The sequence below is a fragment of the Acidisoma sp. L85 genome (assembly GCF_009765865.1).
Lineage (GTDB): Bacteria > Pseudomonadota > Alphaproteobacteria > Acetobacterales > Acetobacteraceae > Acidisoma.
On the sequence record NZ_LMUQ01000025.1, the window covers coordinates 123,337 to 145,944 of the forward strand.

Sequence of the window (22,608 nt, forward strand, 5' to 3'; positions counted from 1 at the left end):
TGTCAGCCTTCCAACGCGCCGTTGATCTCGCCACGGAACCCGTAAACCACACGCTTGCCTCGCAGCGGGATCAGCGTGACCTCCCGGCTCTGCCCCGGCTCGAACCGCACGGCGGTGCCGGCCGCGATATCCAGCCGATAACCGCGCGCCGCGGCCCGGTCGAAGCGCAGCGCTGGGTTAGTCTCCGCGAAATGGTAATGGCTGCCGACCTGCACCGGGCGATCGCCAGTATTCGCAACCGTTAATTTTACTTCGACGGCACCGGCGTTGATCTCGATATCACCCGCTAGAGGCAGAATTTCGCCGGGAATCATGGGGCCGCTCATCGGATCGGCTCATGCACGGTGACGAGCTTCGTACCGTCCGGGAAGGTCGCCTCTACCTGCACGTCCTCGATCATCTCCGGCACGCCCTCCATCACCTGCGCCCGGGTCAGCACATGGGCGCCCGCCTCCATGAGGTCGGCGACGGAGCGGCCGTCCCGCGCCCCTTCCACTACGAAATCGCTGATCAGGGCGATCGCCTCGGGGTAGTTGAGCACCACGCCCCGCTCCAGCCGCCGCCGGGCGACACTGGCGGCCATGCTGATGAGCAGCTTGTCCTTCTCGCGTGGCGTCAGCTTCATCCGGGCCGGTCTCCCTGCAGAACAGCATGCGGCGCTAGCCTGTCGCCTCCCGCCCCGCCATGCAAGACCTGGGCCCTATCCTCGAGACGCCGTAGTGGTTTGAAGGCGCACCTTCCGCCACAACTCACCAATTCTCAATTGATGCCCCCTCAAGAGTTGGGACGCCCGAAAAAGCGGCGGCTCGCGCCGACTCCGGCACTCGAATGGGAAGCCCGCCATGCCCGATGTCTCCAGAATCCGAAACAACTCTTCAATGCAGCGAACGATTGAGCAGCCCTCGAAGCCGTTCATTCTCAAGCAGAAAGCATCCCCCGAAGTAGAGCCGCAAGCGCGGGCTCAGACGACGGCCCAGCATCTGTCGAGCCTCCCCTCAACCCGAGAAAATGTGCCGAGTTTCGGCAAGATGATCGCGTGCTTCGGGAAAATCCTGAAGGAGACGGGGAAACCTGTGGCGCAATCCGAACGTGGATCGATCGTCGATGCGCGAGGCAGCATGATCTATATTAGAGACAAGACCCAGCCGCATATTCTCGTAAGCCACGACGTTAACGATGACAAAACATGCTTCTGGGACATAAGCGACATGAGCTCCGGTAAGCCGAAGCAACTGAAGGGCAAAGATGAAATAAGGGGCATTAAAGTGATGAAGAAAGCTGCGGTAAGCGCCGCCATCAATCCGTACAGATGGTGGGCGTCTGAATTGTTCTGACCGTCGTTACAACCGCCAAGCGCGCGGCAACGGATCGTCGCCGCGCAGCAGGTTGAGCGTCCCGATCATGCTCCGCCGCAAATCCGCGCCATCTGCGGCGACCGCGCGCATCAGCAGGACACCATTCCGGGCGGAGACTCCGACTTCCACCGCCCCATCCTCCATCCTGCCACCGCCAAAACGCTCGCGGAGGATTGGGACCATGCCCTCTCCGTCCGGCGAGATCATCACGATGGTCGCCAACGCGCGGGCATCGGCCGCGATGGCGGCGCGGGCCATGAGGGCGGCAAGATCGCCCTCCAGCCGCAGCATGTCCTGAAAGACCAGCCAGCCGCCGATGCGAATCGCGATGCGGTCGCGGAACGTCGCGTCGCGCAGCACCTCGCCCATCGCGACCCTCCCGAACAGCAACGTCTCGATGCCCAGGAATTGGGCACCGGCCGCTAAATCCACATTCAGGGTGCGATTGACCCGGCAACCCTCGAAGAGGATCGCCTCCTGAGGCAGCCAGTCGAGCGCTGCGCCTTCATCCACTGTGATCCGCGTGGAGATGGTCGCCGGCGGAGAGCCAGTCGTGGCTCGGTAGAAGCGCTCCGCCGCCTGGGTGGTGATGACGGCCCGGCTCCCCTGGGCAGCGTGGAAATCGAGGGTGAGGTCATCACCGCCCGTAATGCCGCCTGCCGTGTTGAGGATCACCGCCTCGGGCGCGGCACCGGGTTCGGGGCGCGGGAAGCGTACCTTGAGACAACCCTCCTGGCGCAATTGCATGAGTGCCGTCACCGGGCCTCTGCGGCCGAAACCTAGATTGAGGCGGCCCCGGGATCGCTGCGCTCGATGAACGGTGCCGAGAACAGGCAAGTCGGCCACCGGCTGCGTGAAGGACATCCCCCGCCACTATCGGTAGCGGCGAAGGATGTCGAGCGGCATTTTTTTCCAGGGCTGTCCCCGGAGTTTCGCCTCGATCGGGTCAGGGCGTGATGGCGACCTTCAGCACACCATCGCGCTGGTTCGCGAACAGATCGTAGGCCTCCTCGATCTGCTCGAGCTTGAAGCGATGCGTCACCAGACCGCCAAGATCAACGCGACCCGAGGAAATCACGTTGAGCATACGCCGCATCCGTTCCTTGCCACCGGGACACAGCGTCGTCCGGATGGATTTATTGCCAAGCCCCGCGGCGAAAGCGTCGAGCGGGATCTTGAGGTCGGATGAATAGACACCCAGGCTGGAAAGCACGCCGCCGGGCCGGATAACGCGCAAAGCGTTCTCGAAGGTAAGTTGCGTACCCAGCGCCTCGATCGCAACGTCGACGCCCCGGCCATCCGTCAACCGCATGATCGCGTCGACCGGATTTTCTTTCTTGAAATCCACGACGATGTCCGCACCCATGCGCTTCGCCATTTCCAGCCGCGCGGGCACGGTGTCGACCACAATGATCGTCGTCGCGCCCATAAGCTTCGCCCCGGCGGTCGCGCATAGCCCGATCGGCCCCTGCGCGAAGACCGCGACGGTGTCGCCGATCTTGATCTCGCCCGTCTCAGCACCCGCGAAACCCGTGGACATGATGTCGGGGCACATCAGCACTTGTTCGTCGGTCACGTCGTCAGCCACCGGAGCCAGATTGGCCATGGCATCTGGAACGCAGACATATTCCGCCTGGCAACCGTCGATCGTGTTGCCAAATTTCCAACCACCGATCGCCTGCCAGCCATGCTTGGTTCCGGCGCCGTCCTGCGAGCCGCAGCCGCATAGACAAGCATGGCTCCAGCCCGAAGGCGTGATGGCCCCGGCGATGACCCGCTGGCCTTCCTTAAAGCCCTGCACCGACGAACCGAGCTTCTCGATGATGCCAACCGGCTCATGGCCAATCGTCAGCCCTTTGGCGACAGGATATTCGCCTTTCAGGATATGCACGTCCGTTCCGCAAATTGTCGTTGTCGTAACGCGGATCAACGCATCTTGCGGGCGAATATCTGGTATCGGTTTGTCGTCGAGAACTATTCGGCCTTTCTCAACGAATATTGCCGCTTTCATCATCTTGGCCATGTTTTCCTCCCTCTAGGACTTTGTCCTCATTGGCCTTGCTCATTGGCCGAGGCTGTCTCGGTATGCTCCTTCCACATCCTCCTGTCATCCGACGAGACCCCGGCATCACGCTCGGCCGAAGCGCGTTTTTTCGGCACCCGCCACGGATGCAGTCGTTGCACAATTTTGTTTTGAGCACAGCCCTGGTGTCGCATGGACCAAAAAAACGCCCACCTCGCTTAGGAAGCGATAAGGCCTTTTCGGACAGGAACGAACGAGTGGGCGCGGGCCGAGCGGCGTCATGCCCTCACCCCACGCGCTTTCTGATATCCCGCTCAGCGGAGTGAACGGGATATCAGAAATCTGTCCGGCGATGGAATGCCGGGTGGTCAATACAGCAATTTGTCAGCTATTCGCGCCGGACCTGTTCCGGGTGATCTCGAACAGGAACCAGGTCCGCCGCTCGGTCTCGTCGATCCACACTTCCAAGAGGCTAGCCGTCGCCACATCCCCATAGGTGTCGCAGGTGTTGTGGACTTCGCGCATCGCGGTCACCAGATGCTGATTGTCGCCAGCCAATTCGGCAAGCATGGCGTGCGGATCGACATACTCGGCATCATTGTCGAGTATTCTCTGCTGGCGGGAAATATCGCCGATCGAGCGCAGCGTATTGCCGCCAATCTTGCGCGCGCGTTCCGCGATTGGATCGGTCATCGCGAAGATCTGGTCGCCATGCTCGTCGAGGAGCAGATGGTAATCCCGGAAATGCGGGCCGCTCATATGCCAGTGAAAGTTCTTCGTCTTCAGATACAATGCGAAGACATCCGCCAGGAGGCCGCCTAGAGCTGCCGAAATATCCCGCGTGGCCGCGGCCTTCAGATCGGTCGGTGTCGCGAGTTGCTCACGTATATGGGCGACCTCGGCGGATTTATTCTTCGTCATGATGCTCCCTCCTGTCGTTCCGGAGCGGTAGCCGCATCCGGGATGGACCAAGAACTCAGATCCATAAGCACTTTCAGCCCGAAGCCGGGCCGGGTCCTGGCGACCAGGAGTCCGCGAGTCCTGCCACCGGTCGTCTCGCATTGCAAGACTTGGGCAAGGAATGCAAACGACGTGTCACTGTATCGCCGCCGTATCGCCCGCCCGACGTCTACAAGCCCAGATCCGAAAGACCGGGGTGATCCATCGGGCGCGGACCCGACCGGTCCCAGTGATACTTCCGCTCACTCTCCTTGATCGGAAGGTCGTTGATGCAGGCAAACCGTCGCCGCATAAGCCCGTCCTCCCCGAACTCCCAATTCTCATTGCCATAAGAACGAAACCAATTGCCGGAGTCATCATGACATTCGTAGGCGAAGCGGACGGCGATCCTGTTTCCCGTGAAAGCCCAGAGTTCCTTGATCAACCGATAGTCGAGCTCCCGTATCCATTTACGCGAGAGGAACTGAATGATCGCGGGGCGCCCCTGGACGAATTCGGCGCGATTGCGCCAGTAACTGTCGACTGAATAGGCGAGCGCCACACCCTCCGGATTGCACGTGTTCCAGCCATTTTCGGCGCCTCGCACCTTTTGGACGGCGGTTTCGTGCGTGAACGGTGGGAACGGCGGCCGGCTCTCGGACATGGTCTATCTCCTCGACGGTAGGGGCAACCAGAATGTGCCGGGACCTTAGGACTTGGGGCAGCCGAATGTCTTCCGTTTTTGCATGCAACACGTGAGGGCGCCCGGAAGCTCCGCTACGTCGCGCGGCCTTCCCAAGCACTCTCGCGCCAGTCGCCGTTTGAACCGGCGGCCTCCTGAACGGTCCGGCGCGCCGCTAACATGCGAATCGACTGGTGCGGAACCGGCGTACCGGCTAGTGAATCGCTCATCCATAGCGATGCAGCTGTCGAGAAGAGGGATGACGCCAATGTATCCTGCCCGCCTTTTGACAAGTGTCATAACTGTCCCACTGCTGCTTGCGACAAGCTGCGCCTATCACAACACGCCGAACGGCACCGTGCTTGGCACGGCGCCCCTCACTTGGACGTTCCCGGTGGCTCCGCCGCCATCACCCTTCGCTGTGGCAAGCCCGATGGAACTGGGGAATCCATCCCCTAGCGCATTGGGTATCCCGGAGAACCTTCCGCTGCCCGCCCCTGACCTGACCGGCGTCTATTCCGGAACGGCGGTAAGCACGTATAATCCGCGGCCGGCGTCGGACTGCGCGGATATAGCCATCAATCGGTCATTTACCGTCGATGGACGTCGAGCTCGCTTCTTCGCCTTTTCCGGCACGGTGAGCACCGATGGACGTCTTGTGATGCAGGCGGGCGACAAATGGATCAGCGGCAGATTTATCGGCAGAACCTTTCAGGGCGAGCTTCTTCGCAAGTATCCAGCCTGTAGCTGGAACCTTACGCTGAGTGCAACCTAGAGCACCCGCCGAGGTTTTGGAAACCAGCGGCCCCATCGGGGTGATGGGGCCGTTTCGTTGATAGCGCTTCAGCGAATGCCACGCTTGATCAGCGGGATCAAAGCATCGATCGACTGTGGTGTTTCCACCCCCGCGCCCGTATTGATGCTCATGCCGGCGAAATGATAGGCGGCCGACAATACGCATTGAGTGACCGGCAGAAAGCCCTGCAAGTAAAGCTGCTGGTCAAGCGTCGCGGTGATATATTTCCCTTGCAGGCCGGCGATGGTCGAGGGCGCAAGGTCAATGCCACCTACAATGATCTGGCCGGGCGCCTTGCCGGCTTGGCGCAGCGCTTGCGGAATGAAACCCGTCACGCCGCCATGCTGCGTGCCGATCGCCTTGAGTTTCGGATGCGATTCGATGAACGCCACCAGGATCGGCACTGCGAGCGAAGAGTCGGAATCGACTTGCGGGGAGATGTTGAGAGTCGTGACCTTCACCCCAGCCTTTTCCAGCGTATCGCGCAACCCGCGATCGGACTGACTCCGCTCCGTCTCGTTGAAGACGCCATATTCGAGCGCTTCGTCCCCGGCCTTTAACCCAGCCGCGAGCATGGCCTGCGCGGTGATCCCACCGCCAATATAGAGATCGACTCCGGCATAGCCGGCGCCCTTGCCGACATAATTCTTAGCGACCTGGGGCAGCGGGGTATTGCCGACAGTGACGATGATCCCCTGCGCCTCCGCCTTGGCAATGAGGGGGCCGAAGGCAGCGTCACCCGGATGGCCCGTGATCGCGATGCAAGTCGGCCGCGCGGCCAGAGCCTGACGAAACTGATCCAGCATCGTCTCCGGATTCCAGGCCGAATACTGCTCGATCACCTTGATGCCAAACGCATGACTCGCATCGGCGGCACCCACCTGGCGTGGCAGCGTCGCGCCATCCCCAGGATTTCCGCCCATTTGCATATAGATCGTCATGCCGGCGCCGAGCGGACCTGGTGTCGTCGATTGCGTGGCATAAGCAGGTGCCGCCACCGCCAATCCTGCGGCGAGCAGGCCGAAGCCCGCGAGCAGAGCAGTGTTATTCATCTTCATCTCGGTTTCCCTTCGTCGTTCGAGCTGCTTCTACTGGGCAGCATTCGGTGAAATGGTCAGGCCAGAAGCCTAGTTGCGCATTGGTCTCCTCATGATCCGCGCCTGAGGCCGACTAGGCCGCCGATGGCACGAAGCTTCGCGGGATTTTCGACCAGAAGATGCAGCGTGACCGCGGAAACAAACACTACGCCCTCGATCGCTTGCACCCAAAATCCGGCGATGCCTGTCGCCACTACACCCGCCTCCAACATGCCAATGATGAAGGTGCCAAAGAAAGTGCCGACGATCGTCGCCGCACCGCCAAATACGGATGTCCCGCCGATGAAAACACCGGCCAAAGCAGGCAACAAGTAGCCCTGCCCCTGGGTCGAGAAGTAGTTGAGGTTTTCGATGGTGAGAAGCACCGACGCAAACCCACCCAACACGCCCATGAGAGTGAAAAGCTTCACCGTCTCGCGGACGACGTTGACGCCGGCGACCCGCGCAACCGTCCGGCTGTCGCCAATGAAAAGGATGTGTTCGCCGAAACGATGACGGTTGAGAATAAACCAGATGAAGATGGCGATCGCGGCCGCCCAAAGCGACTGCATGGGCAGGAATCCAAACAGGTCCGAGGCGAAGGTCTTGTCGACCGATCCGCCCGATAGCTCTTGCAGCGCCGCGGACTGGCCACCTGACAGGATCGAAGCGGCTCCAGCCCAGAAGAACTGCGTGCCGATCGTGACGATAATCGATGGCACCCCAACGATCGCGACGAGAACGCCGTTGACCACGCCGATAAGCGCGCCGCCGGCAAGGGCCGCGAGAACGCCGAGCCATGGATGCCCCAGCGTCGTTTCGCACCAGGCGAAGAGAAAGCCGGAGAATGCCATTACGGAAGGAAAGGAAAGATCGATCTCGCCTGCTGCCACAACCAAGGTGAGGCCAATCGCCAGAATGACCATCGGCGGCACGGTCGTGAGAAATGACAGGTAGATCGGCCAGCCGAGGAAGACCTGCGGCGCCGCGCTCATGAAAAAGACGACGAGAACAACGAAGACCAGAATAATCGGAAGGCCTTCAATCCGCGCAATCGCCGGCAGGAAACCTGTGGCGCTACGGCCAGGCGCCTCGTGCGAAGGGTGAGCGCTCATTGCGCTGGTCCCACCGCGTGGCCGCTATGCTGAAGATCTATCAAGAATGTCGTCAATTGCTCCAGGCTCATCTCCCCGGATCGGATATCCGCGACAATCCGACCCCGATCGAGCACGACAAGCCGGTCAGCAAGCTCATGAACATGCGCGAGATTGTGCTCGATGTAGATGCAGGCCCGACCCGAGGTTTTTATTGAACGCACGAAATCAAGGACTTTCCGGACTTCACTGATCGCGAGAGCAACCGTGGGCTCGTCGAGAATAATGAGGTCGGAATCGAAATGCATCGCTCTGCCGATCGCGATCCCCTGGCGTTCACCACCCGAAAGCTTGGATATCGTGGAATTCGCATCGATTCCCACGCCGCGAAACCCGAGCTGCCGCTTGAGGATGTCGTTCGCAATCCGCCGCTCCTCCGCGACTTTGATAAAGCCAAAGCGATTGGTAATTTGCCGTCCGACGAAAATATTGCGCCAAAGCGGCTGCTTCTCTCCAAGAGATTTTTCTTGGTAGACGGTTTCGAAGCGAAGCCGGTGGGCTTCGCGCACCGAATAACTCGCCCAATCGACAAGCCGGTCACGAATAAACAACCGCCCGGAGGTCGGGCGCAGCACACCCGTCAGAACTTTGATAAGGGTGGACTTTCCCGCCCCGTTGTCACCGATCAGACCAACGATTTCATTATGGCCGATCGCCAGGTCGATCCCCGCGAGCGCCTGGACCTTCCCGTAGGACAGGCTGATATTCTCGGCTCGCACGATATGGTCATAGGATCGCGTCGCCGATGCGCCGCTATCCATGGCGATTGCCTGCTCTCGCAAACCAGGGTCGGGTGTATACCCGACCTCGCAGCAGCGGCATGGCGCCGTCCCTTTATCTGACGCAACCTTCCCCCGGATAGGCAGCCTATCCGTCGTGGTGGGATGAAGGATAGCTTGGGTGGCCATTTCGCAGAAGCGAAAACCGCCCGCGCCGGCGTTCTAGCCGGTCGTCAGTTCGGGGCTATTCGCAGGACGTTCTGTGACGATTCTCACGCCGGGGCCGATATCCCGTGGTCAAGCTTGCGCTGATGGCGCATCCACAGGCTGAACCAGAAATCCGCGCCGGCCGGCTTCTTTGCATCGAACAAGCGGCGAAGGCTCTCCCTGTCCTTCTTTCCGCCATCTTCGACATAGTCCAGATAGATGGCCTGCATCGTCCGGATGCTCCGAGCGAGCGGCTCGTCGAAACCATCCCGAATTACGGAACGGTAGACGTTCGCGAGAATCTCGTCCCTTTGAGTTGGTTCCACCTTGAGGGCTCCTGGCACTACCAGCGCGACGGCGCGTTAGCTTACCCTCATTCTTCGGATCGCTGGGTAGGAGGCAACCTAGCATTTAGGTCCCCTCCTACATTCGGAATGATGATCCTGCCGAGCCGCTTCGGCTAACTCATTGATTCAACGCCTCATTCGAGGTGCGACCTGGGAGCATCCCCCTCCCGCTCACGCTGCCGTCGCTTCCTACAACCTTCCGTCGCTGACGAGAGGCGCCGCCGCACCGGAACGGGCCGATGCGATCGTGTCCGCTCAGGGCCGTGCGCGGGCAGAGAATTTCCTCCATCTCTGACGGCGTGGACACCGCCGTCAGGCCACGTCTCTGAGAAATCCGCGCACGGCCTCGTTGAACTCGAACGGGTTTTCGATCATCGGGTAATGACCCGTTCCCGCGAGCACCGCGATGCGGCTTCCCGGGATCCGGGCCTGAGTTTCCTCCGTGCGACTCTGCGATACGAGCCAGTCCGCGTCACCGCGAAGCAGAAGTACCGGGGAGCGAATGGTCGCGACTTCCTTACGCTTGTCGAAGTTGGCATAGCCGGTGAGGTCGCCGCGCATCGCCTGTGGCGTCGTCCTTGTAATCTGCCATACCACTTCCTTCGCGCGATCCGGCGGCGTGCGGCGGCCTGTCATCGATATAGCCCAGCATTCCAGGATCTGCGAACCATTGAGAAGAAGCATATCCAGAAAAAATTGCGCAACGGTTGGAGTATAGTCCGCGCCCTCCGCTGAAACGACCGCACGATAAGCATCGAGCTTGCGCGCTGCCATTTCAAGAACGAGGTTGCCGCCCATCGAACAACCCATAATCACCGGCCTGTCGAGCTTCAGCGCCGTGATGAGCTTTTCATTTAATTCGGCGTGCTGAGTCAGACTATGAAACGGCCCGGCAGCAGGCTCAATCGTCTTCCCATGCGCCACTGCATCGACGGCGATGACCCGATAGGAATCCGATAGCCCATCGAGAACATGCCGCCACATAAGCGTGTCCTGACAAGCGGCGTGAAAACAGATGATTGGCGGGCCACTCCCCGCCTCCTCGTAGTGAACCCTGATGCCATCGACGTCGATATAGTGCCCCGTCGTCACCGCGCCGGAAGGCTTGGGAGGCGGTGACGATGCTATGGCGGGGGGTGTTTGGTTGACGCGCGCCATAACGGCGAAAGTCAGAGCCATCACCTTCACATCTCGCCAGGCGGCGACAGCGTTGCCGGAAAGCGTAAAATCGCCGAGCCCCGGGGAAAGCCCCTCAAACCAATCAATCTCGCCAGCCAGAAGACGGCGCCACTCCTTGTCTGGACCAGTGACAGTAATATCGGCTCCCATGAGGTCGGCTTCGCCAGAAACCTCCGCATGACTCTGAGAAATCTCTATAACAGCCGCACCTCTATCGTGCCGAAGTTCGAGACGGCCACGAAAATACCGGCTCGCCTCGCGCCATGCCTCATCCGCGTTGAGCGCATTCTCAAGTTTCTGCCACCAGCCTGCTTCAGAAAACATCACTTGGCATCCTCCTAAGTTTTTTGCGGCGTTGGGCCGTCATTTTGTCGAGACGGGTGATGGATCTTCATCAACCGGCGATCGAGTAGCCTCCATCCACCGGAATAGCCGCGCCTGTGACGAAATCTGACGCTGCGCTGGCAAGGAAGACGGCAATTCCCACCATATCGTCAGGCTTTCCCCAGCGGCCGGCGGGCGTGCGCGCAATTACCCGTCCCTCCAGATCCTGCACCTCGGAGCGAGCGGATGCACCCATGGCCGTGTCGATCCAGCCAGGAAGGATCGCGTTCACCTGTATATTGTCCGCGGCCCAAGCGACCGCGAGAGAACGCGTGAGCTGCACCAGGCCCCCCTTGCTAGCGCCATAGGCGGCCCCGAAAGAAGCGCCGAAGAGCGAGAGCATGGAGCCGATATTGATGATCTTGCCCCCTCCGGCGCCCTTCATGGCGGGATAGACATTCTGCGCGCAGAGAAAAGCCGAGGTCAGATTCGTCGCAATGACACTCTGCCATTCTGCGAGGTTCAAATCTTCGGGGCGGTGTCGAGCGACAATGCCCGCATTGTTGATCAGGATATCGACCCGACCCATGCTGCGCTTCGCATCCTCGACCAGTCTCAGACAATCCTCGGGGCGCGAGAGGTCAGCTGTCACAAAACTCGCACGGCCACCGAATTCCTCGACCGCGCCACGAGCCTCAGCGCCCTTCGCGGCGTCCCGACCCGAGAGCACGACATCCGCACCCGCCTGGGCCAATCCACGTGCCATCGCGAGGCCGATGCCTCCGTTACCGCCGGTGACGATCGCGACGCGACCACGGAGATCAAAACGGTCATGCGGCATTGGACATTCCGATCGAGCGTCGAGCGATCATTTCCCCAATCGGGATGGCGGATGTCGCCGCAGGAGATGGAGCGTTGCAGACGTGAAGCATCCGCTCAGTATTCAAAAACAGAAAGTCATGTATCAGTGTTCCGTCTCGCATGACGGCCTGCGCGCGAATCCCTGCCTTGTACGGAAGGAGGTCGGACTCGGCCAAATCTGGACAATATTTCTGGCACTCCGCGAGGTAGCGCCTTTTGGAGAGACTGTTACGCATCTCCGAAATTCCCGATCGCCAGTTCTGGGCGATCACGTTCCAGAATCCCGGAAACCGAAGGAACGTGAGAACGTCCTTCGCATCGACAGAAAACCGGCCGTATCCCTCCCGGGCCATGCCTAGGACGGCATTGGGACCGACCGTCAGGGCCCCCCCTACCATTGGTGTAAGATGGATGCCGAGAAACGGTAGATCGGGATCCGGCACAGGATAAATCATCCGCGTGACGATGTTCGCTTTCTCCGGGCGGACAAGATAGTATTCGCCCCGAAACGGAATGACCTGATGGGTAATCTCAAGCCCACTCAGGCGAGCGAGTCGATCGGATTGAAGTCCAGCGCAAACAACCAGTTTTGCGGCTCGCCACTTTCGTTCACCGGCTGTGATTGTGACCCCCGTGGAGTCTTCGCTAATGCCGTCAACGGCCACGCCCAGTTCGATGGTGCCGCCTGCCACACGAATTTTCGCGGCCATGGCATTGCAGACTAGTCGGTAATCGACAATGCCGCTGTCCCGCACGAATAACGCACCAAGACCGCGGACATTCGGCTCGAAGCTGTGCAGCCCGGCCGCGTCCAACCTCTCAATCGCTATGCCATTTTGCCGCGCATTGACTTCGAGAGCTCCCATCCGCTCAAGCTCGAGTTCGTCCGTGGCAACAACGAGTTTTCCGGGCACGGCGAATGGCACACTATTCTCGCGGCAGAAGGTCTTGGTCGCCTCTGCGCCTTTCCGGCACAAATCGGCCTTCAGGCTACCCGGCTTATAATAGATGCCTGCATGAATGACCCCGCTGTTATGGCCTGTCTGGTGCGCGGCAAGCCCGGACTCTTTCTCCAAAACGACGATGCGCGCGCCGGGCTGCAGGCGACCCAGCTCCAGCGCCGTCGCCAACCCTACGATGCCGCCGCCGATGACACAAACGTCGTGCATCAGGCGGCTGTGGGCTCGGCCACTGCGGCGGGTGCGGTCGCGCTGATTGTCGCTGCCAAAAGGCTATCGCGCGTGAATTTGACACGCGGCAGAAGCGCGGAGATGGCGCCATGGTGGATCACGGCTATCGTTTCCGATAGCGCAAGCAGCTCCTTCACGGAGGTCGAGATGACAATGACGACCGCACCATTGCGCGCCAGTTCGAGTATGATCTCATAAATCTGCCGAATTGCCCCGACATCGACGCCCGAGGTAGGCTCGACGAACACGTAGGCCCTAGCCTCGCGTTTGAGCCACTTCCCGATTACAGCCTTCTGCTGATTTCCGCCGGAGAAATAGCGCATTGCCCGCTCCGGCGCGTCAGGGAGAATTCCCAGACGCTCAACGACGGAACGAGCGTAGCGCCTAGCACGCCCATGTCCGATAAGCCCGACCCGTGACAGATCTCCGAGCGCCGGAAGGGTCACATTCTCTCCAAGGGAAAGATTTGGGAAAAGCGCCTGCTTCCGCCGATCCTCCGGAATCAGCGCGATTCCCGCGGCGCGGGCCTTGGCTGGACTACCGATATCGCAAACCCGTCCATCGATACTGATCGTTCCTCGATAGGCGCCGAGACCGCCCAGGCTTCGCTCGATCTGCTCCATCCCCGCCCCAAGCGGCCCGGTAACTCCGAGAATTTCCCCCGCCCGCAACCGAATCGAGAGCGGCCGGAGCCGATCCGTGGAAAGGTCTTGGAGCTCGAGAATGACCTGAGACTGGGCAAGGCCGGGATTGGAAATGTCAAGTTCCGCCGAGCTGCGATTGACCATCAGTTGGGTCACGACATCTTCGTCGATCTCCTCGCGTTCTAAGGTGCCGGACACCAAACCGTCGCGTAATATTGTCGCGCGATCGCAAAGCTCCTTCACCTCGTTCAGACGGTGGGAGATGTATATGATGGTGATGCCTTCTCTGCGAAAGCGCTCGATAAGACCGAACAGCAGACGCGTCTCTGGCGCCGACAAGCGTGCGGTCGGCTCGTCCAGAATAATCAGCTTGTAGCGCCGATGGAACAGCGTCGCGAGAGTGACCATCTGCATCTCGGCTGCTGTCAGGGTCGAAGCGCGACGGCCAGGATCGATATCCAGGCCGATCTGCTCCATGATGGCGACCGCCTCCCGCCGCATCGCACCTCGGTCGAGCAGTATCCCGCCGGGTTCGTTGCCGAGGACGATATTGTCAGCAACGGTAAAGGAGCCGGCGAGTTCCGAATCCTGATAGACGGCACCGAGCCCAAGGCGATGAGCGTCAATCGGGAGATGTATGGTTACCGGCTTGCCTTCCAGAAGTATTTCGCCGCTCGATGGCGCATAGACTCCGGTCAGAATTTTGATGAGGGTCGATTTTCCCGCACCATTTTCGCCAAGCAACCCATGGATCTCCCCTTGTCTGAAAGAGAGCGAGATCCCCTTGAGTACATGAACACCCGAGAAGTCCTTGCGGACCTCGCGAAGCTCTATGAGAGGCGTTTCCACCAAACCCTCAGATAAACTTGAGGTGAATTTCCTCGCGATTGAGCAGCGCATTTGCGCCAACCGCGAGGATGAGAACGAGGCCGTTGAAAAGCTGACGCGTGGCGAAGGAGATGCCGACCATGTTCATCCCCGAACTCACCATATAGAGGAAGAAGACACCCAGGAGCGTTCCCAGCAAGTGCGGTTTTCCCTTGCCCAGAATTGTAGCGCCGAGGAAGACCGCCGCGAAAGCCTCCAACAGATATCCCTCGCCACCAACCGGCTGGGCTGAGGACGAAATCGAGGTCAGAATAACTCCCCCAATTCCGGCAAAAAGCGCGGAGAGAATAAAAGCCACGATGACCCAGCGATAGACCAGAATGCCCGAGTAATAGGCTGCCATCGGATTGTCACCAACGGCGCCGATATAGTGGCCAGCCCTGCTGCGCGTCGACAGGATGTGCCCCAGGACAAATACGGCCGCGAGCAGGATCACCGGAAATCCGATCGGACCCAAACGCCCCTGCCCTAGAAAACGAAAGGCGACCTGGCCGTAATCCACCGGCACCTGATATCCGTTTGTGAGATACTGATTAATCCCCCCAAGAACGAACATCATTCCAAGCGTCGATACAATCCCTGAAAGTCTGGCGTAGGTGACCAGCAAACCGTTGACCAATCCGATAGCACAGGCAACGACAAGCGCGCCGATGATCGCCAGCTCCCAACCCGTATGAGGAATCAGAAGCGCGGTCGTGATCGAAACCGTGGTCACGACAACACCAATCGAGAGATCGAAGCTCCCCGCCGCGACGACGTAGGTAAGGCCCATCGAGACGAGAGCGCTCACGATCATCGAGAAAAGGATATTGTTGAAGTTCGATACGGTTCCGAAGTAGGGCGACAGAACCGCAAACAGAAGCCCGACGAGGACGATCACGATGATCGTCCCCCATCGCTTCAGGATGCCGAGCGCGAGGTTCGCTTGACTGCGGACGGCGCGTCGTTCCGCCGCGGAGTTCACCGTCGTGCCCGCCATCTCAAAATCCTCGGAACCGTGGCGCGTTACTAGCCACCATACTGCTTGAGTAGCGCTATGGCCTGATCGTCCATCGACTTGAGTTCAGTCAGCGCCTGAGCTGCCTGGTCCTTGGAGATGAAGGAAATCGGCGTCATGTAGGAGTCGTTCGGTACATCCTGCCCTTGGCCGAGCGCGATGGCGAGTTGCCCGACACGGCCGCCGGCGATGTGATAGGGCACATCGGTGCTGAACTGAATCGGACTATCCGGCGATGCCATCTCACTGAGAAGCTGATTCGAGAAGTAGTGATTAGTTACGATCGCTTTGCGGTTCATCTGCTGAAGTGCCTGCGCGGCTCCGATTGTAAGTGGCCACCACCATGAGGTGATCAACTGCAAACTATTAGGATCGGGGTGCGCCTGTAGCAGCGAGAGGCAATTCTCCCGCCCCTTCGATATCTCATCAGTCGTGGACACGCTGCCCGTCATGAAAGGCAACATCTTCATCCGCGGCTCGTATTTCGTCATGAGGGTGAGCATGTCAACCTCTTGGTCAAACGGCGTGTAGAAACCGCGATCCTCGGCGGTTTGCACAATCGTGCCCTGGCGCTGGAGCTTGTTCTGGATCCAATTGCCCATAATCGCACCTGTGCCCCAGGTATCTTCGAGCACAGCCGGCGAATCCTTCGCGTTGACCATGAACCCAACGGTCTTGATGCCGCGGCGATGTGCGTCATCGACGATATAAGCGGTTTCGGATTCGGTCGAATAAATCCCTAGGACCAAAACGTCGATACCGCGATCCAGAAGCTGCCGTGCGGCGTCCTGCTCACTCTGCTTTGAAGGTTCGCCGCGGATCGTTACAAGTTGGCCGCCCATCTCCTGCACGGTTTTAGCGATCTGCCAACAGCCCCGCCGCCACGGCTGATTGAAAGGTCCGTAGTTGAGGCCGAGGCCAACCTTCACCTTTTTCCCGTTCGACTTGATCGCGGGGAAATCATCAGCGGCAACGGCTTTTCGCGCCGTGCCCGCGAGAATGGCAGCGGCACCCGCGCCAAGTGCGAGACCCGCTAGAATGCGTCTGCGATCCGTTGTGAGGGGTTTCGACGTATTGCCATCTGAAGCGGGAGCGACCTCGGTCATTTGGACTGTCCTTCCTTTCCGAATTCTCACGCCACTCGCTCTTTGTGGCGAGGGCTGGCACGGTATTTAGCGGATATCAATCGTGTTACCACCATTGTCAACAATTTTCTGCAACCCTCTGCGCGCTAACGCTCCCGTCCATAGAGCCCTGGCTCGGGCCCAATGGCCGTTGTATGGCGCTCCGGAGCGTGTTAGCATCATTGTCAACAATCATGTGGGCGGCATTGGCCGACCCTGAGACTCTTGGGTGGGAGCGATGCCGACGGAAAGCTCGACAGCGGAGACGTCTCCAACAGGGCGCGCAGGCGATCGGCGACTTCCAGCAATCGTCAACGCACTGCAGCAGGACATCGTCTTTGGCCGCCTCAAACCGCGCGAGAGGCTGGTCGAGGAAGAACTAAGCGAGCGCTTCGTTGTAGGCCGCCACGTTATCCGGGCGGCCCTCGAGGAACTCGGACGTGCGGGTCTTGTACAGCGACGGCAGAATCGCGGGGCGGTTGTCAGCGACTACACTGCCGAGGAGATTGATGAACTCTATGATATCCGCGTCATCCTTCAGCAAGAGGCCGCGAAGCGCGTGGTGCTGCCCGCATCCGCGGACTTCATACGCGAGTTGCGCGACGTGAACGATGTCTACATGACGAGCGGGAAGAATGGCGATCTGAATTCCGCATCGGCGGCCAACGACACATTCCATCAACTCATCTATGGCAATTGTCGCAACCGGCAGCTTGCCGATCTAATCCAGCAATACTGGACCAAAACGGCAGCGATCCATTGCTATGCAATCGCCCATCCGGCCTTGGCGGAACAGTCGCGGCAGGAGCATTTTCAGATCATCGATGCGATGGAGCGTGGCGACCGCGAGGCATTCGAGTCGCTCTGTATCCTCCACATGCAACCCGCGCTGCAGGCCTTCAAGGCAGCCCATGGCGGTTGGATATCCCGGATGGCAGGCGGTTAAATAGAATGGCCAACGCGTGCGTCGGAGGAGAATGAAGTGCGCAACTCGGCACCGGTCGAGACTATGAATTTCGATTACATCATTGTCGGTGCTGGCTCGGCCGGGTGTGTGCTGGCCAATCGCCTGACAGCATCCGGGCGCCACCGCGTCCTGCTCCTCGAAGCGGGCGGGAAGGACAACAATATCTGGATTCATATTCCCATCGGTTATGGAAAGCTGTTCAAGGACCAGCGCGTCAACTGGATGTATCAGACGGAGCCTGAGCCTGAACTCAATAACCGCCGCATTTTCCAGCCGCGCGGCAAAGTGCTTGGCGGTTCCAGTTCGATCAATGGGCTGGTCTACTTGCGGGGCCAAAAGGAGGACTTTGATCTCTGGCGCCAACTGGGCAATACGGGTTGGTCTTATGACGATGTTCTGCCCTACTTCAAAAAGTCTGAAGATCAGCAGCGTGGCGCCGACGAATATCATGGCGTTGGTGGTCCGCTTAGCGTCTCGGATCCTGCCGCGCCGCATGAATTGGTTGAAGCGTTCATCCGCGCCGCCGGGGAAACGGGCTTACCACGAAACGACGACTTCAACGGCGCGACGCAGGAGGGTGCTGGCTACTTTCAAACAACCTCGCGGCGCGGAAGGCGCTGCAGCGCCGCGGTGGCCTTCCTCCGGCCGGCGATGAAGCGTGAAAATCTTGAAGTCTTCACTCACGCGCTGGCGCATAAAGTGCTCTTTGATGGCAAGCGTGCGATCGGCGTCGAATTCGCCCATGAGGGCAAAATCAAACGCGCTTCTGCGGGCCGCGAAGTCATCCTCTCAGGGGGTGCGATAAACTCGCCACAGCTTCTGCAATTGTCAGGCTGGGGACCGGCCGCGCTACTTCAGGATCATGGTATCCCGGTCGTGCAGGATGCGCTTGGCGTCGGTGCCAATCTGCAGGACCATCTGCAGGTTCGCATGGTATTTAAGGCGCGCAAGAAGATCACGGTTAACGACGCATACCATCACCCACTACGACGGCTTGGCATGGGCGCGGAATACCTGTTGCGAAGAACCGGTCCATTGACGATGAGCGCGGGTTTCGGAACCGCTTTCTTCAAAACAAACGAGCGTTACGCGACACCCGATTGCGAGGTGCATTTCATTCTGTTCAGCACCGACAAGATGGGCGAGGGCCTGCACAAGTTCTCAGGGTTTACCGCCTCTGTCTGTCAGCTTCGCCCGGAGAGCCGCGGGTCGCTGCGAATTAAGAGTCCCGATCCCTCGGTGGCACCGGAGATTCGTGTGAACTACCTTGCGACCGCCACGGATCGCCAAGCCAATGTCGACGCTTTGCGCAGGCTTCGTGCGATCGTCAATGCCCCTGCCATGCGCGACTACCTGAAGGAGGAAGCAGAGCCGGGCGTGAAGGTCGAAACCGACGAGCAACTCCTGGCCTACGCCCGAGCCTCCGGCAGCACCATCTATCATCCGACCTGCACCTGCATCATGGGACCAGGGCCCGAAGCGGTTGTATCGCCTAGGCTCAAAGTGCACGGGGCGGAAAGCCTTCGTGTAGTAGATGGCTCGGTCATGCCGCGCCTGGTATCTGGCAATACGAATGCCGCCATCATCATGATCGGCGAAAAGGCTTCCGACATGATATTGGCCGATGCCAAATCCGCATAGAAACGTGCTGATCCTTATCTGGCAGCAGTCAACGAGCGAGGGAATGTGATGTCCGAAATCCGGTTGTATATGTTCCAGACCGGCCGCATCCGGCAGAAAGAAGTCAACATCAAGCTGGGAGCCGGCCAGGGCGAGTTCTACACGCCAATTCCCTGGTTTCTCATCACACACCCGAAGGGCCATGTCGTCATTGACGGCGGCATCGCCGTTGAAGCGGCTGACGATCCACGCGGCTATTGGGGGTCGATCGTGGATATCTACTGGCCTTTCATGTCGGCCGAGGATGGCTGCGTCAACAGATTGCGGGAAATGGGAATCGCGCCGGAGGATATCCGCTACGTTCTGCAATCACACCTGCATCTCGATCATACCGGCGCCTGCGGACGGTTCCCCAACGCAACCCATATCGTGCAGAAGCTGGAATACAATTATGCCTTCACGGCGGATTGGTTCTCGGCTGGCGGCTATATCCGCAATGATTTTGATAGGCCCGGATTGAAGTGGCACTTTCTAGATGGCCCGCTGACTGACGGCTTCGATCTGTACGGCGATGGCGTCATAAAGATGATTTTCACGCCCGGACATGCGCCGGGACATCAGTCGTTTCTTCTCACGCTGCCCGAAAGCGGCACGATACTGCTCACAGTCGATGCGACCTATACGATGGACCACTGGAATGAGAAATGCTTGCCGGGATTCTTGACCTCGGCAATCGAGACAGCCCATTCGGTTCGAAAATTGCGCATGCTCGCGGAACAGACAAACGCGCTTGTTGTGACGGGCCATGATCCAGACATGTGGCCGAGCTTCAAGAAGGCGCCGGACTACTACGCATGAGCCTTGGTATGAAACACTCCTCGGAGCGGTTCAAGGATAGGGTCGCGGTCGTGACCGGTGGCGCATCCGGTCTCGGGCTGGGGATCGCCGAGCGTCTTACGCAGGAGGGCGCACGCGTCAGCGTTTGGGATCGGGCCGAAGCACTCCACTCATTCCATTCGATTTGCCTGGATGTGACCGATGCCGCTGCGGTGGACGCGGCCGCAGCGCAAACGGTGCAGGCCCTCGGTTCGATCGACATTCTGGTGGCGAGCGCGGGAGTCACTGGCCCGAACGCGGTCGCCTGGGAATATCCTCTCGACGCCTGGCGACAGGTCTTCGAGATCAACGTTCACGGACTTTATTTCTGCAATCGAGCGATTATTCCGCACATGCTGGCAAGCGGCTACGGCCGGATCGTCAATGTTGCTTCTGTTGCCGGAAAGGAAGGCAACCCACACGCCGCCGCCTACAGCTCTTCCAAAGCGGCCGTCATCGGCCTGACCAAATCGCTGGGGAAGGAACTCGCGGAAACCAATATCCGCGTGAACTGCGTTACCCCCGCCGCCGTGGCGACGCCGCTCTTCGCACAAATGACAGAGGCGCAAATCGCCTATATGCTCTCGAAAATTCCGATGAAGCGCTTCGGGGAGGTGTCGGAGGTCGCAGCACTCGTCGCCTGGCTTTGCAGCGAGGAATGCTCGTTTTCGACTGGCAGCGTTTTCGATATATCCGGCGGCCGCGCGACTTATTGAGGCGAGTCTATCTGGCGAGAGAGTTGCCCTCGCCAGACCAACCCGCGTTAGTTCACGGGTGTCGGGGCCGGAGTTTCCCCGCGATGCAGCTCGTGCTGCAGCGCATTGAGCCCAGCGCCCCCCGCCATATGGAACATGAGATCGTCCAGGCTAAGTTCCGAACGGGGCGCATCAAGCTCGACTTCACCACGCGCGAGAACCATGAAGTGGTCGCCGACCATGTAGGCGTGATGCGGGTTGTGGGTGATGAAAATAACCCCGATCCCCTGCTCTCTGGCCGCCTGAGCGATGTAGCGCAACACGATGCCCGATTGTGTCACGCCAAGCGCCGCCGTTGGTTCATCGAGGATCAAAACCCGAGCGCCGAAATGGATGGCGCGGGCGATCGCGACCACCTGTCGCTGGCCACCGGAGAGGGTACCGACGGGCTGCTCCAGATCGGACACGTTGATGCCCATCTGGCGCAACTCGACATCCGTCTTGTCCCACATCCCGGCGACATCGAGGCGTCGGAATGGCCAAGTGCCGGTGGTCATCTCCGAACCAAGGAAGAAGTTCCGCCAGATCGACATGAGCGGAACCATCGCCAAGGTCTGGTATACGGCGGAGATCCCGAGATCCAGAGCCTGGCGCGGCGAGCTGAAGTGAACGGGGTTCCCGTCGACGGCATAGACGCCTTCGTCGTGGCCATGCAGCCCGGCGATAATACTGATGAGCGTCGATTTACCCGCTCCGTTGTCACCGAGAATGCAGGTCACCTCGCCTTGCCGAACGGATATGCTGACGTCCTTCAAAGCACTGAAATTTCCATAGCTCTTGCCAACATTGCTGAGCTGAACGATGGGCGCTGAATCATTCTTCGACATATCATTCACCTCGAGCTTGCTCGGGTACGCAACCAGCCATTGAAGACCGTCGCCAGAAGTAGCATCGCGCCGACGAAGAACATAAACCAGTCCGGGTCCCAATCGGCATAGATCACGCCTTCCGTCGTCATGCCGAAAATAAAGGCGCCCAGGGCTGAGCCAATCGCCGAGCCATAGCCGCCCGTCAATAGACAGCCCCCGACCACCGCCGAGGCGATGTAGAGAAGTTCATTGCCGATACCAGCACCCGATTGCACCGTGTCGTAGGCGAAGAGCATGTGCATGCCGGTGAACCACACTGAAAGGCCAACCAGCATGAACAGGCCGATCTTGACCTTTTTCACCGGAATACCCACGGCGCGTGCACTGTCGCCCTGCCCGCCCACCGCGAAGATCCAGTTGCCGACCTTGGTGCGCAACAGAACCCAGGTGCCGAGAAGTGCGAAGATAATCCAATAGACAATGGCGATGCTGATGGTCACTCCGCCGATGGTCAGGCTCGAAGCGAAGACCGCGTGCGCTGAATTGAATCCGGTCATGCCGGATATGTCGTCAGTCGCGACATTTCCGGTCAGAAGCTTGGTGATAGCGATGTTGAGGCCTTGGAGCATCAGGAAAGTCGACAGCGTCACCAGAAAGCTGTGGAGTTTCGTCTTCACCAGCAGATAGCCGTTGAGCGCGCCGATCCCCAGCGACAGCACCAAAGCCGCCAGAACGCCAATCCATACATTGCCGAAGACCTCGGTCGCGAAAATCGCGGCGGCAAGGGACGAAGCGGTGACCGCAACTCCGGCGCTCAGGTCGAACTCCCCACCGATCATGAGGAGTGCTACCGCCACCGCCGGAATTCCCAGCGTTGCGGACTGATAAAGAATCGTCGTGAAAGCGGCCAACTGCCGGAACGGCGGCGCCATGACATAGAAGAAGATGAAGACGAGAATGACGCCGCCCAGCGCGCCGACTTCCGGCCGCTTGAGCACTTTCTTCCACAATGCCTGATGCGCCACCTGGCGGCGCACAAGACGAGGTTCGATTCCTTGTGTGACTGTGGTCACGTT

At 59.6% G+C, this 22,608-nt stretch carries 24 protein-coding genes; 6 read left to right on the plus strand and 18 right to left on the minus strand.

All coding sequences use genetic code 11. The annotated features are described in order from the left end of the window. Positions 1 to 2 precede the first annotated feature (2 nt). Together GSQ83_RS05600 and GSQ83_RS05605 are read right to left on the minus strand one after the other, a co-directional pair. A complete protein-coding gene (locus tag GSQ83_RS05600; protein WP_158801958.1) occupies positions 3 to 314 on the minus strand; it encodes an urease subunit beta in 312 nt (103 codons plus the stop codon). Positions 315 to 322: 8 nt separating this feature from the next. Beyond that, positions 323 to 625 (minus strand): urease subunit gamma, encoded by a 303-nt coding sequence (locus GSQ83_RS05605; protein WP_158801900.1) that lies wholly within the window; start codon positions 623 to 625, stop codon positions 323 to 325. Positions 626 to 842: 217 nt separating this feature from the next. On the opposite strand from GSQ83_RS05605, the gene GSQ83_RS05610 reads away from it, so the two are divergent. After that, positions 843 to 1,334: a hypothetical protein gene (locus GSQ83_RS05610; protein WP_158801901.1), complete on the plus strand. Its 492-nt coding sequence runs from the start codon at positions 843 to 845 to the stop codon at positions 1,332 to 1,334. A gap of 6 nt (positions 1,335 to 1,340) precedes the next feature. Here GSQ83_RS05610 and GSQ83_RS05615 read toward each other — a convergent pair whose 3' ends face one another. The 4 genes from GSQ83_RS05615 to GSQ83_RS05630 all read right to left on the minus strand — a co-directional run bounded on the left by GSQ83_RS05615 (position 1,341) and on the right by GSQ83_RS05630 (position 4,981). After that, positions 1,341 to 2,219: an urease accessory protein UreD gene (locus GSQ83_RS05615; RefSeq protein ID WP_158801902.1), complete on the minus strand. Its 879-nt coding sequence runs from the start codon at positions 2,217 to 2,219 to the stop codon at positions 1,341 to 1,343. A gap of 82 nt (positions 2,220 to 2,301) precedes the next feature. Beyond that, positions 2,302 to 3,378, minus strand: a complete 1,077-nt coding sequence (locus tag GSQ83_RS05620) for an NAD(P)-dependent alcohol dehydrogenase (RefSeq protein ID WP_158801903.1) — start codon at positions 3,376 to 3,378, stop codon at positions 2,302 to 2,304. Positions 3,379 to 3,762: 384 nt separating this feature from the next. Next, positions 3,763 to 4,299: a Dps family protein gene (locus GSQ83_RS05625; RefSeq protein WP_158801904.1), complete on the minus strand. Its 537-nt coding sequence runs from the start codon at positions 4,297 to 4,299 to the stop codon at positions 3,763 to 3,765. A 208-nt stretch (positions 4,300 to 4,507) separates the two neighbouring features. Beyond that, on the minus strand, positions 4,508 to 4,981 hold the full coding sequence (locus GSQ83_RS05630) for a nuclear transport factor 2 family protein (protein ID WP_158801905.1): 474 nt from the start codon (positions 4,979 to 4,981) through the stop codon (positions 4,508 to 4,510). 451 nt (positions 4,982 to 5,432) lie between these two features. Here GSQ83_RS05630 and GSQ83_RS05635 point away from each other — a divergent pair, with 451 nt between their 5' ends. After that, positions 5,433 to 5,774: a hypothetical protein gene (locus tag GSQ83_RS05635; RefSeq protein ID WP_158801906.1), complete on the plus strand. Its 342-nt coding sequence runs from the start codon at positions 5,433 to 5,435 to the stop codon at positions 5,772 to 5,774. A gap of 68 nt (positions 5,775 to 5,842) precedes the next feature. Here GSQ83_RS05635 and GSQ83_RS05640 read toward each other — a convergent pair whose 3' ends face one another. The 10 genes from GSQ83_RS05640 to GSQ83_RS05685 all read right to left on the minus strand — a co-directional run bounded on the left by GSQ83_RS05640 (position 5,843) and on the right by GSQ83_RS05685 (position 16,487). Further along, positions 5,843 to 6,853 (minus strand): substrate-binding domain-containing protein, encoded by a 1,011-nt coding sequence (locus tag GSQ83_RS05640; protein WP_158801907.1) that lies wholly within the window; start codon positions 6,851 to 6,853, stop codon positions 5,843 to 5,845. An 89-nt stretch (positions 6,854 to 6,942) separates the two neighbouring features. Beyond that, positions 6,943 to 7,986 carry an ABC transporter permease gene (locus GSQ83_RS05645; RefSeq protein WP_158801908.1) on the minus strand — a complete coding sequence of 348 codons (1,044 nt, stop codon included), beginning with the start codon at positions 7,984 to 7,986 and terminating at the stop codon, positions 6,943 to 6,945. Further along, positions 7,983 to 8,786 (minus strand): ATP-binding cassette domain-containing protein, encoded by an 804-nt coding sequence (locus tag GSQ83_RS05650; RefSeq protein WP_158801909.1) that lies wholly within the window; start codon positions 8,784 to 8,786, stop codon positions 7,983 to 7,985. The genes GSQ83_RS05645 and GSQ83_RS05650 overlap by 4 nt, the downstream gene beginning before the upstream one ends. Positions 8,787 to 9,016: 230 nt before the next feature. After that, positions 9,017 to 9,181 carry a hypothetical protein gene (locus GSQ83_RS05655; RefSeq protein ID WP_158801910.1) on the minus strand — a complete coding sequence of 55 codons (165 nt, stop codon included), beginning with the start codon at positions 9,179 to 9,181 and terminating at the stop codon, positions 9,017 to 9,019. Positions 9,182 to 9,610: 429 nt separating this feature from the next. Further along, the gene (locus GSQ83_RS05660) at positions 9,611 to 10,801 is read right to left on the minus strand and encodes an alpha/beta fold hydrolase (RefSeq protein WP_158801911.1); all 1,191 of its coding nucleotides are present in this window, start codon (positions 10,799 to 10,801) and stop codon (positions 9,611 to 9,613) included. A 70-nt stretch (positions 10,802 to 10,871) separates the two neighbouring features. Continuing rightward, positions 10,872 to 11,642: an SDR family NAD(P)-dependent oxidoreductase gene (locus tag GSQ83_RS05665; RefSeq protein WP_158801912.1), complete on the minus strand. Its 771-nt coding sequence runs from the start codon at positions 11,640 to 11,642 to the stop codon at positions 10,872 to 10,874. After that, a complete protein-coding gene (lhgO, locus tag GSQ83_RS05670) occupies positions 11,632 to 12,831 on the minus strand; it encodes an L-2-hydroxyglutarate oxidase (protein ID WP_216849946.1) in 1,200 nt (399 codons plus the stop codon). Before lhgO ends, GSQ83_RS05665 begins: the two co-directional genes overlap by 11 nt. After that, complete coding sequence (locus tag GSQ83_RS05675; RefSeq protein ID WP_174246629.1) at positions 12,831 to 14,345, minus strand: sugar ABC transporter ATP-binding protein; 1,515 nt, start codon at positions 14,343 to 14,345, stop codon at positions 12,831 to 12,833. Before GSQ83_RS05675 ends, lhgO begins: the two co-directional genes overlap by 1 nt. A 7-nt stretch (positions 14,346 to 14,352) precedes the next feature. Next, on the minus strand, positions 14,353 to 15,363 hold the full coding sequence (locus tag GSQ83_RS05680) for an ABC transporter permease (protein WP_158801914.1): 1,011 nt from the start codon (positions 15,361 to 15,363) through the stop codon (positions 14,353 to 14,355). Positions 15,364 to 15,392: 29 nt separating this feature from the next. Beyond that, entirely contained in the window at positions 15,393 to 16,487 is a 1,095-nt protein-coding gene (locus tag GSQ83_RS05685) for a substrate-binding domain-containing protein (protein WP_158801915.1), read from the minus strand. A gap of 256 nt (positions 16,488 to 16,743) precedes the next feature. Between GSQ83_RS05685 and GSQ83_RS05690 the strand changes: the two genes are divergently transcribed. From GSQ83_RS05690 to GSQ83_RS05705, 4 genes are read left to right on the plus strand one after another with little or no spacing between them, the layout of a single operon-like run. Continuing rightward, positions 16,744 to 17,451 carry a GntR family transcriptional regulator gene (locus GSQ83_RS05690; protein ID WP_158801916.1) on the plus strand — a complete coding sequence of 236 codons (708 nt, stop codon included), beginning with the start codon at positions 16,744 to 16,746 and terminating at the stop codon, positions 17,449 to 17,451. A 36-nt stretch (positions 17,452 to 17,487) separates the two neighbouring features. Continuing rightward, complete coding sequence (locus GSQ83_RS05695; protein WP_254065514.1) at positions 17,488 to 19,113, plus strand: GMC family oxidoreductase; 1,626 nt, start codon at positions 17,488 to 17,490, stop codon at positions 19,111 to 19,113. A gap of 48 nt (positions 19,114 to 19,161) precedes the next feature. Further along, positions 19,162 to 19,950 (plus strand): N-acyl homoserine lactonase AttM, encoded by a 789-nt coding sequence (attM, locus tag GSQ83_RS05700; RefSeq protein ID WP_158801917.1) that lies wholly within the window; start codon positions 19,162 to 19,164, stop codon positions 19,948 to 19,950. Positions 19,951 to 19,958: 8 nt separating this feature from the next. Continuing rightward, positions 19,959 to 20,684, plus strand: coding sequence for an SDR family NAD(P)-dependent oxidoreductase (locus GSQ83_RS05705; protein WP_158801918.1), 726 nt, complete (start codon positions 19,959 to 19,961; stop codon positions 20,682 to 20,684). Between the two features lie 47 nt (positions 20,685 to 20,731). Here GSQ83_RS05705 and GSQ83_RS05710 read toward each other — a convergent pair whose 3' ends face one another. Together GSQ83_RS05710 and GSQ83_RS05715 are read right to left on the minus strand one after the other, a co-directional pair. Continuing rightward, positions 20,732 to 21,550, minus strand: coding sequence for an ATP-binding cassette domain-containing protein (locus GSQ83_RS05710; protein ID WP_158801919.1), 819 nt, complete (start codon positions 21,548 to 21,550; stop codon positions 20,732 to 20,734). Positions 21,551 to 21,555: 5 nt separating this feature from the next. Continuing rightward, positions 21,556 to 22,605, minus strand: a complete 1,050-nt coding sequence (locus GSQ83_RS05715; protein ID WP_158801920.1) for an ABC transporter permease — start codon at positions 22,603 to 22,605, stop codon at positions 21,556 to 21,558. Between the last annotated feature and the right edge of the window lie 3 nt (positions 22,606 to 22,608).

Coding starts and splice junctions, on each gene's coding strand:
- GSQ83_RS05600 (WP_158801958.1), bottom strand. CDS start 314: ATGATTCCCGGCGAAATTCTGCCTCTAGCGGGTGATATCGAGATCAAC.
- GSQ83_RS05605 (WP_158801900.1), bottom strand. CDS start 625: ATGAAGCTGACGCCACGCGAGAAGGACAAGCTGCTCATCAGCATGGCC.
- GSQ83_RS05610 (WP_158801901.1), top strand. CDS start 843: ATGCCCGATGTCTCCAGAATCCGAAACAACTCTTCAATGCAGCGAACG.
- GSQ83_RS05615 (WP_158801902.1), bottom strand. CDS start 2,219: ATGTCCTTCACGCAGCCGGTGGCCGACTTGCCTGTTCTCGGCACCGTT.
- GSQ83_RS05620 (WP_158801903.1), bottom strand. CDS start 3,378: ATGGCCAAGATGATGAAAGCGGCAATATTCGTTGAGAAAGGCCGAATA.
- GSQ83_RS05625 (WP_158801904.1), bottom strand. CDS start 4,299: ATGACGAAGAATAAATCCGCCGAGGTCGCCCATATACGTGAGCAACTC.
- GSQ83_RS05630 (WP_158801905.1), bottom strand. CDS start 4,981: ATGTCCGAGAGCCGGCCGCCGTTCCCACCGTTCACGCACGAAACCGCC.
- GSQ83_RS05635 (WP_158801906.1), top strand. CDS start 5,433: ATGGAACTGGGGAATCCATCCCCTAGCGCATTGGGTATCCCGGAGAAC.
- GSQ83_RS05640 (WP_158801907.1), bottom strand. CDS start 6,853: ATGAAGATGAATAACACTGCTCTGCTCGCGGGCTTCGGCCTGCTCGCC.
- GSQ83_RS05645 (WP_158801908.1), bottom strand. CDS start 7,986: ATGAGCGCTCACCCTTCGCACGAGGCGCCTGGCCGTAGCGCCACAGGT.
- GSQ83_RS05650 (WP_158801909.1), bottom strand. CDS start 8,786: ATGGATAGCGGCGCATCGGCGACGCGATCCTATGACCATATCGTGCGA.
- GSQ83_RS05655 (WP_158801910.1), bottom strand. CDS start 9,181: ATGCAGGCCATCTATCTGGACTATGTCGAAGATGGCGGAAAGAAGGAC.
- GSQ83_RS05660 (WP_158801911.1), bottom strand. CDS start 10,801: ATGTTTTCTGAAGCAGGCTGGTGGCAGAAACTTGAGAATGCGCTCAAC.
- GSQ83_RS05665 (WP_158801912.1), bottom strand. CDS start 11,642: ATGCCGCATGACCGTTTTGATCTCCGTGGTCGCGTCGCGATCGTCACC.
- lhgO (WP_216849946.1), bottom strand. CDS start 12,831: ATGCACGACGTTTGTGTCATCGGCGGCGGCATCGTAGGGTTGGCGACG.
- GSQ83_RS05680 (WP_158801914.1), bottom strand. CDS start 15,363: ATGGCGGGCACGACGGTGAACTCCGCGGCGGAACGACGCGCCGTCCGC.
- GSQ83_RS05685 (WP_158801915.1), bottom strand. CDS start 16,487: ATGACCGAGGTCGCTCCCGCTTCAGATGGCAATACGTCGAAACCCCTC.
- GSQ83_RS05690 (WP_158801916.1), top strand. CDS start 16,744: ATGCCGACGGAAAGCTCGACAGCGGAGACGTCTCCAACAGGGCGCGCA.
- attM (WP_158801917.1), top strand. CDS start 19,162: ATGTCCGAAATCCGGTTGTATATGTTCCAGACCGGCCGCATCCGGCAG.
- GSQ83_RS05705 (WP_158801918.1), top strand. CDS start 19,959: ATGAAACACTCCTCGGAGCGGTTCAAGGATAGGGTCGCGGTCGTGACC.
- GSQ83_RS05710 (WP_158801919.1), bottom strand. CDS start 21,550: ATGTCGAAGAATGATTCAGCGCCCATCGTTCAGCTCAGCAATGTTGGC.